The sequence below is a fragment of the Thermodesulfobacteriota bacterium genome (assembly GCA_040755095.1).
Lineage (GTDB): Bacteria > Desulfobacterota > Desulfobulbia > Desulfobulbales > JBFMBH01 > JBFMBH01.
Window position 1 is genome coordinate 1 of record JBFMBH010000031.1, and the last position, 12,268, is coordinate 12,268.

The 12,268-nt window shown below is 69.0% G+C and carries 9 protein-coding genes; 3 read left to right on the forward strand and 6 right to left on the reverse strand.

Annotation, left to right across the window (positions count from 1 at the left end; translation table 11 throughout):
* Positions 1 to 482 precede the first annotated feature (482 nt).
* Entirely contained in the window at positions 483 to 1,313 is an 831-nt protein-coding gene (locus tag AB1634_06860; protein MEW6219245.1) for a hypothetical protein, read from the reverse strand.
* A gap of 58 nt (positions 1,314 to 1,371) precedes the next feature.
* Positions 1,372 to 3,843: a methyl-accepting chemotaxis protein gene (locus tag AB1634_06865; protein MEW6219246.1), complete on the reverse strand. Its 2,472-nt coding sequence runs from the start codon at positions 3,841 to 3,843 to the stop codon at positions 1,372 to 1,374.
* Positions 3,844 to 4,057: 214 nt separating this feature from the next.
* On the opposite strand from AB1634_06865, the gene AB1634_06870 reads away from it, so the two are divergent.
* Positions 4,058 to 5,959 (forward strand): SurA N-terminal domain-containing protein, encoded by a 1,902-nt coding sequence (locus AB1634_06870; GenBank protein ID MEW6219247.1) that lies wholly within the window; start codon positions 4,058 to 4,060, stop codon positions 5,957 to 5,959.
* Here the strand turns inward: AB1634_06870 and AB1634_06875 are convergent.
* From AB1634_06875 to AB1634_06890, 4 genes are read right to left on the reverse strand one after another with little or no spacing between them, the layout of a single operon-like run.
* Positions 5,956 to 6,282: a J domain-containing protein gene (locus AB1634_06875; protein ID MEW6219248.1), complete on the reverse strand. Its 327-nt coding sequence runs from the start codon at positions 6,280 to 6,282 to the stop codon at positions 5,956 to 5,958. The two genes, AB1634_06870 and AB1634_06875, sit on opposite strands and share 4 nt — an antisense overlap.
* Positions 6,279 to 6,908 carry a glycerol-3-phosphate 1-O-acyltransferase PlsY gene (gene plsY, locus AB1634_06880; protein MEW6219249.1) on the reverse strand — a complete coding sequence of 210 codons (630 nt, stop codon included), beginning with the start codon at positions 6,906 to 6,908 and terminating at the stop codon, positions 6,279 to 6,281. The genes AB1634_06875 and plsY overlap by 4 nt, the downstream gene beginning before the upstream one ends.
* A gap of 37 nt (positions 6,909 to 6,945) precedes the next feature.
* The gene (locus AB1634_06885) at positions 6,946 to 7,395 is read right to left on the reverse strand and encodes a thioredoxin domain-containing protein (protein ID MEW6219250.1); all 450 of its coding nucleotides are present in this window, start codon (positions 7,393 to 7,395) and stop codon (positions 6,946 to 6,948) included.
* Positions 7,392 to 8,159 (reverse strand): ABC transporter ATP-binding protein, encoded by a 768-nt coding sequence (locus tag AB1634_06890; GenBank protein MEW6219251.1) that lies wholly within the window; start codon positions 8,157 to 8,159, stop codon positions 7,392 to 7,394. The genes AB1634_06885 and AB1634_06890 overlap by 4 nt, the downstream gene beginning before the upstream one ends.
* Positions 8,160 to 8,582: 423 nt before the next feature.
* Here AB1634_06890 and AB1634_06895 point away from each other — a divergent pair, with 423 nt between their 5' ends.
* Entirely contained in the window at positions 8,583 to 11,876 is a 3,294-nt protein-coding gene (locus AB1634_06895; GenBank protein ID MEW6219252.1) for an ATP-binding protein, read from the forward strand.
* A complete protein-coding gene (locus tag AB1634_06900) occupies positions 11,873 to 12,268 on the forward strand; it encodes a response regulator (GenBank protein MEW6219253.1) in 396 nt (131 codons plus the stop codon). The genes AB1634_06895 and AB1634_06900 overlap by 4 nt, the downstream gene beginning before the upstream one ends.

Sequence of the window (12,268 nt, forward strand, 5' to 3'; positions counted from 1 at the left end):
TCTGGTCGCCCTCTCGCCACCGCCTTACTGCCGCAATGCATCGGGACATGGGCCAGGCCGCCCGCGCCAGTGGCTATGCGCACTGAAAATAGTGGTAGGACGGTGAGGGATGGTGTCCGGCTGGCAGCATCGTGTGGCGCGATGCGACGATGAGTAGTGGTCCAGAATGGTGGCCTTTGGGTGCCTGGTGGTGGAGGGTCGGCCTGCCCGGGGGGGACGCCCGTCCACCACAATGGTCGCGGCGAGTCCGGAACGGGGCGGCTGCGGTGTCTCCCAGGCAAATCGGGCAGTCCTACTGGGAACGGCGGTCAGGCATGCAGAAGAGTCTGACAGAGAGGGCGCGCCACTCTTTCTGGGTGGACGAGGCGTGACCATGACCAGGGCGCTGGAGCCCGACCCGTACGTGCCAAGCCGGCATCTCGTGGCGTTGGCCAGGGACGTAAGGGAGAGATGAAGCCGATCCGCTGGGCGCCGACGGTCTCTCAGGCGTCCGGCGGATCGGCCGGGGCCAGGAAGCCCTCCGCTGTTGGCGGCAGCGGCTCCAGGAACATGAGGTGGAGCCGGGTGCCCGGGGAGGCTGGCTCCACCACCCGCACCACCGCCAGGACCTGCGCCGCCAGGAATCCGGCGCTGGGCCCCGGCAGGTGCAGATCAGCCAGCATCAGCCGGTCGGACAGATCCTCGCCCAGCTCGGCCGCGACCTGCACCAGGGCGCCGCCCAAAGACAGGTCCTTCACCGAGCCGATCCCCAACGGCAGGGAGAAGAGACGGTCGCCCAGGGGCGCCGGCCCCTGACTGCTCCGCTCCAAGGCCTCGTCCCGCACGGTCAGGGAATCGGCCTCCGCCTGGACGGTGCGCCGGACAGCCAGGGTCTTGCGCTCCACCATGAACGAGAAGACCTCCGGCACCTGGTACAGCCGGACCGCCGGATCGCCGGCCGGCCGCACGCGGCGATAGCGGCGGGGATCCCGGCTGCGCAGCCGGAAGCGGTCCATGAACACCTCCTCCACCACACACTGGAGGACGTAGCGCACCGCGCCCACCGGCAGCGCCACCAGCACCCCCTGCCCCTTGTGCACCAGGCGGCAGAGGCTGGCATCGAAGATGTCCAGCCGGTGGGGCGGGACCGGATTGATCTCCCGCTCGTAGTAATGGGAATGGACAAGGAGGATGGCCCGCCGGCGCTCCTGGGCAAAAAGCTGACGGGTGTCGGCGTCCAGGCTGCCGAAGGAGCGGACCAGCACGTTGCTGCGCCGGGCCACCTGCAGGACCTGGGCGGAGATGTCCAAGGGTGCGCTGTCCTGATCCGCCATGGCCACGTGTCTCCGGTCAGTGCCTGCAGCGGGTCATCGCCGGCATCGAGCGCCTGCCTCAGATGGCCTCCCGGCCGCTCTCCTCGAAGGTCTCCTCGCCCTCCTCCAGGACCAGCTCAGGCCCCGCCCCCCCCTGCGGGCGGCCGGCACGGGGATGCGGTGCCCGGCCTGGCAGGGCCTTGGCCGGGATCCGGCCGGTCCGGGAGCGGCGCCCTTTGTCCTCGGCCGGCTGCAGCCGGAAGAAGGCAATGGCAGCCAGAAGGTGGGAGGCCTGGGCGGAGAGCTCCTCGCTGGTGGAGGCGACCTCTTCGGAAGAGGCGCTGTTCTGCTGGATGACCTGGTCGAGCTGCTCCACGGCCCGGGAGATCTCCCGGGTGCTGTTGGCCTGCTCGGCAGCCGAGGCATCGATCTCCTCCACCAGATCCGAGGTCTTCCTGATCTGGGGCACCATGTCCCGGATAAGCCGGCCAGCCGTGCCCGCCACCTGGACGCTGGAAGCGGCCAGGCCTTTGATCTCCTGGGCCGCCACCTGGCTGCGCTCGGCCAGCTTGCGCACCTCCGAGGCCACCACCGCGAAGCCCTTGCCGTGCTCGCCGGCCCGGGCCGCCTCGATGGCCGCGTTCAAGGCCAGCAGGTTGGTCTGGCGGGCGATCTCCTCCACGATCTCGATCTTGCCGGCGATGGTGTGCATGGCCTCCTCGGCCTGCGCCACCGCCTTCCCGCCGTCCTCGGCGTCCACAGCCGCCTTGCGGGCGATGGTCGCCGTTTGGCGGGCGTTGTCCGCGCTCTGGGACACGGTGGCGCTCATCTCCTCCATGGCCGAGGAGATCTCTTCGGCGCTGGCCGCCTGCTCGCTGGCGCCCTGAGAAAGGCTCTGGGAGGTGGCCGCCAGCTCGCCGGCTCCGGTGGCCACCTGCTCGGCGGCAGCCTGCACATCGGCCATGATCCCCTGCAGGGCGGCCAGCATCGCCTGCAGGGCGTTGCCGAAGGCGTCCCGCTCGGACACCGGCTGCACCCGGCAGGTAAGGTCGCCAGCGGCGATGCGCTCGGCGACGGCCGCCCGCTCCCGGAGGCCGGCCACCATCTCCTGGAAGGCGACGCCCAGGAGGTCCTTCTCCGAACGGGCCACCACGGTCTGACCGAGATCACCGGCCGCGATGAGCTTGGCCACCCGGGCCCGCTCCTCCAGGACCTCCAGCATGCCATCGAGGGAGCGGCCCAGATCGCCGGTCTCGTCCCTGGCGGTGATGGCCAGCCGCAGGCTGAGATCCCCTGCCGCCACCACCTTGATCTTGTCGATCATCGCCAGGAGTGGATTGGCGATGGCCCGGGCCATGATCAGGGACAAGGCGACGCCGGCGGCCAGGGCCAGGAAGCCCAGGCCCATGACCACGGCCTTGAGGCGGTCGCTGTCACGGACCACCGCCGCCGCCTGCTCGTGCTCCTGGACATCCGCCTTGGCCACCACCCCGGCCACCAGCTCTTCGATCTGGTGGGCGGCCGCCTCCAGCTCCTCAATGCCCCGGGCGATGCGACCGTCCTCGGCCACCAGGCCGTCAAAGGCCTCCTGGTACTCCCCGAGCACCGATTCCACATCCCGCACATGCTCCTGGGCCACACCGGCCCTGCGGAAGGCCTCAGCCAGGGCCTGGACCGCCTGGTGGGTGGCGGCCACGTCCTTTGGCTCCTGGCGCAGCAGGTAGTCCTTCTCATGCACGCGAATCGCCAGGGCCAGGGGTTTGCAGTCCGGCACGTGGACGTCGTCCATGGCCTTCTCCACGCCCTGGGCGGCTGCCGGCAACGCTTTGCAGCCGCCATCATCGGCCGCCAGACAGGCCCTGGCTGCCGCCTCGTAGGCGGCGACAGCGGTGCTCAGCTCCTTCTTGATCTCGGCACTGGTGCTGCTTTGCTCCAGACGGCCTCGGAAATCGGCCATCGCCTCCCGCCACCGCTGGGCCTGCCCCTCGTCGCGGCTGCGGGCAAACGTCTGCTCGGAACGGCGCGCTTCGAGCAGGCCGATCGCCAGATCATCTACGCTGTGGTCGAGCATCTGACCCTCCAGCCGGCGAGCCGCATCCCGGAATCGGCCTTGCAGTCCGGTCTCCGGGGTAAGTCCCCTGGCCTCCCACGACTGGGTCACCTTGCGGAAAGCAGCCAGATACCGGCTGGTCAGCTCCTGCACCTGGCTTGCCGCCCGGGCGATCTCGGTCAGACCGGACCGGCCGGCCAGCTCCTCCATGGCGGCGGCTCGGGTCTTGGCCTCGACCACACTTTCCTCGACCCTGGCCGCTTCAGCCAGGTCCAGGGCCAGGAGGAAATCCTTTTCGGCGTGCAGACTTTGCTGCATGTGGCTTTCGATCTCCCGGGCCAGCTCGCCAATGGCCACGGTGACGTCCAGCATCTCCTGGTATCGATCCCGGACCATCTCCATGCCAACATAGCCCAGCGCCACCGAGGCCACCAAAAGGCTCAACACGACGCCCGTGTTGGCCAGGATCTTGACTCGAATCCGCATGTCTCGCAGTCCCATGAACATCCCTCCGGGGATTGAGCATCACAAACCGGCATTTCGGCTTTTCCTGCCAAGGTCACGACCACCTCTCCCCAGTGTAGCACGAGCTCTCCCGGCAATTGAAGCCCCGCCCTCTGGTCAAAACCGTTGACGCCGCGCAGCGCAGGGCGTAATTTTCGTCTTCTTTCCCGGTCACTCTGGCCGATGGACCCCTCCTCGGAGTGCTCTTGCCATGATGGATTTCCTGCGCAGAAAGGCCCAGTCCCCGTACATTCAGGCCACGGTGGTGATCATCGCCCTGGTCTTCATCTTCTGGGGCTCCGGTATCGGCCGGCAGGGTGGCGCCGGCCGGGCGATCGCCACCGTGGACGGTGCGGCCATCACCGCCCAGGACTACCAGGAGGCATACAACCAGACCATGAACCAGCTCCGGGACCAGTTCGGCGGCCAGGTCCCGGAACAGCTCCTGTCCACCTTGAACCTGCGGGACCAGGTGCTGAACCGGCTGGTGGATCGGCTGCTTCTGCGCCAAGCCGGCCTGGCCACCGAGGTCCTGGTCTCCCGGGACGAGCTGCGGCGCGCCATCCAGGGCATGGAGGCCTTCCAGAAGGACGGCGTCTTCGATCCCGAGTGGTACAAGGAGCTGACCAAGAGCTCCCGGGTGGGCACAGCGGCCTTTGAGGCAGGATTGCGCCAGGATCTCTTTGTCAAGAAGATGGTGGATGCGGTGGGCCGGTTTGCTGCGGTGCCCCCCCGGCTTCTGGACGAGGAGCTGTCGGCCAGGAACGCCGAAGTCCAGGTGGCCTACGCCACCTTCAAGGCCGATACCTTCCGGGAGCGGGTCACGGTGACCGAGGAGGAGCTGGGTGCCTTCTTTGCGGCCAGCCAGGAGCGCTACCGCAGCCAGCCGGAGATGCAGGCGAGCTACCTCGCCTTTTCCCGCAGCGAGGCGGCCCAGACGGTGGCGGTGAGCGACGAGGAGATCGCGGCCGAGTACCAGGCCAATCGAGACCGTTACAGCCTGGAGGAAGAGCGCCGGGCCCGGCACATCCTCTTCCGGAGCGGCCAGGCCGACGACCAGGAGAAGAAGGCGGCCACCAGACGCCAGGCCGAGCAGGTGCTGGCCCTGGCCAAGGCGGGCAAGGACTTCGCCGAGCTGGCCAAACAGTACTCCGAGGACAGCTCGGCGTCCCGGGGAGGCGACCTGGGCCTCTTCGGTCGCGGCCGCATGGTGCCGGCGTTCGAAAGCGCGGTCTTTGCCATGCAGCCCGGGGAGATCGCGCCCATCGTCGAAAGCCCCTTTGGCCTGCACATCATCAAGCTGGAGGCGATCCAGCCGGCCCGCACCCGGGAGCTGGACGAGGTGCGGGAAGAGATCCGCATGACGATCCAGGATCGCCAGGGCCGCAACATCGCCCTCAAGAAGGCCACCGAGGCCTACGAAGGCATCGTCCTGGCCGGCGGTCTGGAGGCCTACGCCTCCGCCCACGGCCTTGCCGTCACCCACACCGAGCTCTTCTCGCGCCAACAGCCAGCCCCGGGCATCGCTGCCGACCCCGCCTTTCTCACCGCTGCTTTCAACCTCAAGAAAGGGGAGCTCAGCTCCCTGGTCGAGACCGGCCAGGGCTGGGTGGTGATCCTGGCCGACGAGGTGCAGGAGCCCAGGACCCCGCCCCTGGAGGCGGTGCGGGAGCGGGCGGAGAAGGATTTCCGGGCGGAGCGGGCCAAGGACCTGGCCCGGGAGGCAGCCACCGCCCTCCTGGCCCGGCTGGGGGAGGGGGCAGATTTCGCGGCTGCCGCCGGCGAGGCGGGTGCCGAGGTCGGCCAGACCGAATTCTTCTCCAAGGCCAACCCGGCCGGCGCCAAGGGCTTGCCCGTCGCGGCGCACAGCGCCGCCCTTGCCCTCACCCCGGCCAAGCCTCTGCCCGCCGAAGTGGCGGAGCAGGGGGCCAGCTTTGTGGCCTACCGCCTCCTGGAGCGGCGGGAGCCGGACCGCACCGTGCTGGCCGACCGGGCCCAGGCCCTGGAGGCTGAGCTGCTGCAGGAGCGGCGGCAGGAGCTCCTGGTGGCCTGGCTGGCCAGCCTCAAGGCCCAGGCCACCATCACCACGGACACCGCCTTCTTCCAGCCTTAAGGCGGGTCGCCCCCGGGCCGGCCCCACACCGGGTCCTGGCCGAAGCGGTCCAGCCACCAGTCCTCGTCGCTCATCGTCTCGCCGGCGGCCGGCACCAGCCGGAAACGGTAGTCGGCGCAGTAGCGCCGCAAGGTGTCGTAGGCCGCGGTCAGGGCCTGCATCCGCTCATGGGCTGCGGCGGCCTGGTCCGGCGGCGCCAGGTCCGGGTGGCAGGCCTTGGAGCGGCTCCGATAGGCCTGCCGGATCTCCGCCAGGCTGGCCCGCTCCCCCAGCCCGAGCAGCTGGCGGGCCGCCTCCAGCTGGCGCCAGTCGACGTCCTTCACCCTTTCTTCTCCATACCGGCTGCAGCCGAGCGCCCCTCCCCCCGCCAGGGCTTCTCCTCGCCCCGCCACAGGCGGCGGATGTTGTCCCGGTGCTTGGCCACCACCACGGCCGCCACCAGGATCGCCAGGCCACTGACCAGCACCGACCCCTGATCGAGCCAGGTGAGGATCGGCAACAGCCCCGCGGCCGCCAAAGAGCCGGCGGAAACAAAGCCGGTCCGCCAGACCACCACCGCAAAAAGGGCCACCTCGGCCAGGACCGCCAGGGGGGCCAGCACCAGGAACACCCCCAGGGCAGTGGCCACCCCCTTGCCCCCCTTGAAGCCGAGATAGACCGGGTAGCAATGCCCCAGAAAGGCGGCACCGCCGGCTGCCGCCAGCCACAGCTGCCGCTGATCGGCCTCTGCCAGCCAGCCGGCCACCAGCATCGGCAGCACGGCCTTCACGATATCGCCGGCCAGGGTGACAAGGCCGGAGGCTCTTCCCAGGGCGCGGGTGACGTTGGTGGCGCCGATGTTGCCACTGCCCTGGTGCCGGATATCGACACCTGCGGCCCGGGCCACCAGAAGGCCAGTGGGGATGGCGCCTGCCAGGTAGGCGAGAAGGATGACGGCAACAAGAAGCATGGTCAAGATCCCAGCAAGGGAGAAGATGCAGGCCAGCTCAGCGGCGGGCCAGCTGGCGCTCGACCCAGTCGGCCAGAGCCGCCTCGGACACGGCCCCGGCCACCTCGTCGACCACCCGGCCGCCAGCCAGGAAGACCAGGGTCGGCACCCCCCGGACATCGAATCGGGCTGCGGTGGCCCTCGCGCGGCTGACATCCACCTTGGCGACGATGAGCCGGCCGAAATAGCGGCGGGCCAGGACGGCGATCACGGGGGCCAGGGTGTGGCAGGGGCCGCAGGTGGGCGAGTAGAGCTCCACCAGCACCGGCAACGGGGCGGCCGCCACAAAGGCCGCGAAGTCGCTGTCGTCCAGGGGCACCGGCACCGCCTGGCTGCGCAGATCGAGGCCGGTGTGGCAGCGGCCGCAGCGGGGCGACAGGTGCTGCTTGACGGCCGGGATCCGGTTGGTGGTGCCGCAACGGGGGCACGGCGCCAGGATGGTGGTCATGATTTCTCCCGGGCACCCCGGCCACAGACCGGGCAGCCCATGAGGCTCAAGGGCGGCTCCAGATGACCGGCCGCCAGCAGGCTGGCATCCTGAAAGATGCTCCGGGTCGGGCCGTCGGCGAGGAGGCGGCCGCCAGCCAGGACCAGGGTCCGGTTGCACAGCTCCAGGGCCAGATCGAGATCGTGGGTGGCAATGATGCGGGTGTGGTCGAAGCCGGCCAGAAGCCGAATCAGACGGCGCCGGGCCTGGGGATCAAGATTGGCGCTGGGCTCGTCCATGACCAGGATGGATGGCGTCATGGCCAGCACAGTGGCAATGGCCACCGCCCGTTTCTCGCCGCCGGACAGCCGGTAGGGTGCGCGGTCCCGGACGTGGACGGCCCCCACGGTGGCCAGGGCCCGGTCCACCGCCTCCTCCACCTCGGCAGCGGGCAGGCCCAGATTGAGGGGGCCGAAGGCGATGTCCTCCCGTACCGTGGGCATGAACAGCTGATCATCCGGATCCTGGAAGACCATGCCCACCGTGCGGCGGATGGCCGGCAGCGTCGCGGCGGTCAGGGGGTAGTCGCCGATGCGCACCCGGCCCTCCTGGGGGGTGAGGGCGCCGTTGAGGTGCAGGAGCAGGGTGGACTTGCCGGCGCCGTTGGCGCCAATGATCGCCACCGCCTCGCCATGGGTGATCCGGAAGGAAACGCCGGCCAGGGCCTGGGTGCCGTCGGGATAGCGGAAGGCCAGATCATCGACCTGGACAATGTGATGGCTCATGGATGCAGGGGAGCTCGGAGAGGCGACCGGGGCGGTGATCCCTGGGAACAGGCCGGGCGGCATGACCGTGCTCGCCCGGGCCACGGGCGCGGTCCTGACGGGCGAGCAGCGCTCCGGCGCCCCACCTTCACCAGAGGTCACCTTACACCATCAGGCCGCCCGTGCCAACATGGCTGCCGCGGCGGCCTGCCACCGCTTTTTCGTTTGACACCCCCCCGGTGCCGCTATAGCCTGGTATCGATCCGACTCCCGGCGCTGCGGCGCGGCATTCCGGCGCCCACCGGTCCTCGGGGCCGACCGGACCTGTCCACTCGGCCTCTTGCCACGGCCAGGGCCTGCTCCTTCCTGACAGCCCGGCCCCCTCGCGCTTGCCGCTGCCGACCTGTCGCATCCAGCCAGATGATCCGGGGAGGGGCACACGAGATGCACAACCCGCTCGCAGTGATCAACCGCCGGCTGCGGCTGAAGATCGCCCTGGCGGTCACCGCCGGGGTGGCCCTGGTGATGGCCGGGGTGATCTGGCTGGCTTTGGCCAGCCAGCGGGCCCAGATGCGGGAGCGGCTTACCTCCTTCGGCCGCCAGGTCACCTTCATGGCCTATGCCGGCATCCGCCATCCCATGGGGGTGGGGGACAGCCCCTCGGTGGAGCGGCAGCTTCTCGATCTGGACGCCGCCCTGGCCGACACCGAGATCGCCATCTGCGATTTCGAATCCACCATCATCTTTTCCACAGACAAGCTGCTGCTCGGCCAGCCGGCCTCGGTCTTTGCCCGCCACCCGAGGGCCCTGGCCGCCCTGACCGCCGTGCTGGCCGACGGCCCGCCCCCGGCCCAGGACTGCTTCGAAGAAGTGGTGGACGGCCGCCGGTTTCTGGTCAACATCCAGGGCATCCCCAACTCGGAGCCGTGCCACCATTGCCACGGCACCTCCCGCCAGACCTTGGGCGGTATGCTGGTGCGCCAGCGCACCGACGAGACCTATGCGGCCATCGCCTCCCTGGGCAGCCGCACCGTTGCCATCAGCCTCCTGGGTATCGCCGCGATCATTGCCGTCATCCACCTCCTCCTGGCCCACCTGGTGACCCGGCCGGTCAGCGAGCTGGCGGTCAAGGCCGCCCAGCTGGCGACCGGCGATCTCGACGTCTCGGTGCAGGTGCGCAGCCACGATTCCATCGGGGTGCTCGCCGAGGCCTTCAACGCCATGGTCCGGGGCATCCGGGAGCGGATCGAGCTGGTGGAAAGCCTCAAAGGGGCCATTGCCGACCCCCTCTTCACGGTGGATACCGGCATGACCATCACCTATATGAATGAAGCCGCGGCCCGACTCACCGGCTATTCGCGGCAGGAGGTGGAAGGCCGCATGACCTGCCGGGATGTCTTCGCCAGCGACATCTGCGATGGCGACTGTCCCATTCAGCAGGCCTTCGCTCGCGGGGAATCGGTGACCGGGGTGCGGGTGATGGTCACGGATCGCGCCGGCCGCCGCACGCCGATGATGGCCTCGGCCAGCCCGTTGCGGGACGGCCAGGGCCGCCTGATCGGTGGCGTGGAGATCGCCCGCGACCTGACGCCAGTCCTGGAGGCGGAGCATCTGCGCTACGTTCAGGAGGCGGCAGGCCGGGAGGAGGAGCAGCGGCGCTACCTGGAAAGCCGGAGCGAGAACCTCCTGGCGATCCTGGCCCGAGCCGCCCAAGGGGACCTGGCGGTCCGGGCCGAGGTGCTGGGCAAGGACGACGCCATGGATGCCATCGCCGGTCACACCAACACCATGCTGGACAATGTGGAGCGGATGTGCGAGCGGATCTCCTCCTTTTCCCGAGAGCTGGAGACCGAGGTCGGCCGCCGCACCGTGCTGCTCCGGGAGAAGACCCTGCTGCTGGAGCGGGCCAACCGGGAGCTCCGGGAGCTGGACCGGCTCAAGTCCTCCTTTCTGGCCAACATGTCCCACGAGCTGCGCACCCCCATGAACTCCATCATCGGCTACACCGACCTCCTCCTGGACGAGGTGGACGGTGCGGTCAACGGCGAGCAGCGCAACAGCCTGGAGAAGGTGGCCAACAACGCTCGCCACCTCCTGCAGCTCATCAACGACATCCTGGACATGTCCAAGATCGAATCCGGCAAGATCGAGCTCGACCCCCGGCCGACCCATGTCCGGGATCTCCTCAACGGGGTGCTGGTCACCTTCGAGCCCCTCATCGAAAAGAAAGGCCTGACCCTGACCCTGGACCTCAGCTCGCCCTTGCCGCCAATCTTCGTGGACGAGGACAAGATCCGGCAGGTGGTCATCAACCTGCTGTCCAACGCCGTCAAGTTCACGGAGCAAGGCGGCATCACGCTGACCGCCCGGCCGTCCGCCCGGGGGACGCCGCCCGGCCTTCCCCCCCGTTTCCTGGAGATTGCGGTGGCCGATACCGGCATCGGCATCCGGGAAGAGGACATGGACAAGCTCTTCGACAAGTTCAGCCAGATCGACATGTCCATGATCCGCCAATATGAAGGCACGGGCCTGGGGCTGTCCATTGCCCGCGGCCTAGTCGTCCTGCACAAGGGGGTGATCTGGGCCGAAAGTCAGCCCGGCCGCGGCAGCCGCTTTGCTTTCACGGTGCCCACCGATCCCGAGATCCTGGCCACCCCCGCCCAGCCCATCGTCGAGGAGGCCATGGCCCAGGGCCTGGCCGACCTCTTCGACAAGGATGCCGCCACCTTCCTGGCCGAGCCCGCGTACGCCGGCCGGCCGATCCGCTGCTGGGAGTACCTGCACTGCGGCCAGACCAGCTGCCCGGCCTATGGCAGCGACGAGCACCGCTGCTGGCTCATCCACGGCACCCACTGCCGGGGCACCAAGCTCGCCGCCTATCCGGAAAAGCTTGATTTCTGCAAGGGGTGTGAGATCATCGAGCGGCTGATCCTGGAGAATCAGGTCGTGGCCACCAGCCCGCCTTCCGTCTGCCACCTGGACCGGCCCGTGGTCCTGGCCGTGGACGACAACCCGGAGGTCATCGACCTCATCCGCAAGTATCTGGCCCCCGACTACGAGGTGGTGGGTCTTCTGGGGGGCCAGGGGGTCCTCCAGCATGCCCGGCAGCTGCGGCCGGTCGCCATCACCCTGGACATCATGATGCCCGGGGCGGACGGCTGGCAGATCCTCCAGCTTCTGAAGGCCTCCCCGGACACCCAGGATATTCCGGTGATCATCGTCTCGGTGGTGGACGAAAAGAAGCACGGCTTCAGCCTGGGCGCCGCCGAGTACCTGGTGAAGCCGGTGGACCGGGCGCTCCTCTTGCACCGGCTGGGCCAGGTGGCCCGCCTCGACCGTATCCGCTCGGTCCTGGTGGTGGATGACGATGCGGCTACGGTGGAGCGGCTGCTGGAGGTGCTGGCCAGCGCTGGCCACGAAACGGCCAGCGCTGCCACCGGCCGGGCTGCCATCGCCGCTGTCGACAGCCGCCGGCCTGACCTGGTGGTCATGAACCCCTTTCTGGCCGACCCCGAGCTCGACCTCTTCCTGGGCCGGTTGCGGGCCGACCCGGCGCTCAGAGACCTGCCGCTCATTCTGGTCACCCGCCGGGAGGTGTCGCCAGAAGAGCTGGCCCATCTCAATGGCCGTATCCAGGCGATCCTCCACCAGGGCCGCTTCAGCCCCGAGGCCCTGATGGCGGAGCTCAAGACCGTGATCGACCGCTGGCAGGGAACGGCGGAGGGAGGAAAGCCATGACACAAGCGCCAGAGCATCCAGCCACCATCCTGGTGGTGGAAGACAACCCCGACAGCCGGGAGCTGGTCACCAAGGTCTTGCGCCGGTGCGGCCACACCGTGGTGGAGGCCGTTGACGGCGAAGAGGCCCTGATGCAGGTGGCCCAGATCAGGCCGCAGCTCATCCTCATGGACATCTCGATTCCCAAGCTCAACGGCTACGAGGTCACTGTGCGGCTGAAGCAGGACCCGGCTCTCGCCGCCATCCCGGTGGTAGCCCTCACCGCCCATGCCATGAAAGGCGACCGGGAAAAGGCCCTGGCGGCCGGCTGTGACGGCTACATCACCAAGCCGATCAACGTTCGCGATCTCCCCGGCCAGGTGGCCGCCTTCCTGGCCGAACGGTCAGCCTGA

Bases quoted from the DNA above. Each gene is read 5' to 3' on its own strand.
- AB1634_06860 (MEW6219245.1), bottom strand. From the start codon at position 1,313: ATGGCGGATCAGGACAGCGCACCCTTGGACATCTCCGCCCAGGTCCTG.
- AB1634_06865 (MEW6219246.1), bottom strand. From the start codon at position 3,843: ATGGGACTGCGAGACATGCGGATTCGAGTCAAGATCCTGGCCAACACG.
- AB1634_06870 (MEW6219247.1), top strand. From the start codon at position 4,058: ATGATGGATTTCCTGCGCAGAAAGGCCCAGTCCCCGTACATTCAGGCC.
- plsY (MEW6219249.1), bottom strand. From the start codon at position 6,908: ATGCTTCTTGTTGCCGTCATCCTTCTCGCCTACCTGGCAGGCGCCATC.
- AB1634_06885 (MEW6219250.1), bottom strand. From the start codon at position 7,395: ATGACCACCATCCTGGCGCCGTGCCCCCGTTGCGGCACCACCAACCGG.
- AB1634_06890 (MEW6219251.1), bottom strand. From the start codon at position 8,159: ATGAGCCATCACATTGTCCAGGTCGATGATCTGGCCTTCCGCTATCCC.
- AB1634_06895 (MEW6219252.1), top strand. From the start codon at position 8,583: ATGCACAACCCGCTCGCAGTGATCAACCGCCGGCTGCGGCTGAAGATC.
- AB1634_06900 (MEW6219253.1), top strand. From the start codon at position 11,873: ATGACACAAGCGCCAGAGCATCCAGCCACCATCCTGGTGGTGGAAGAC.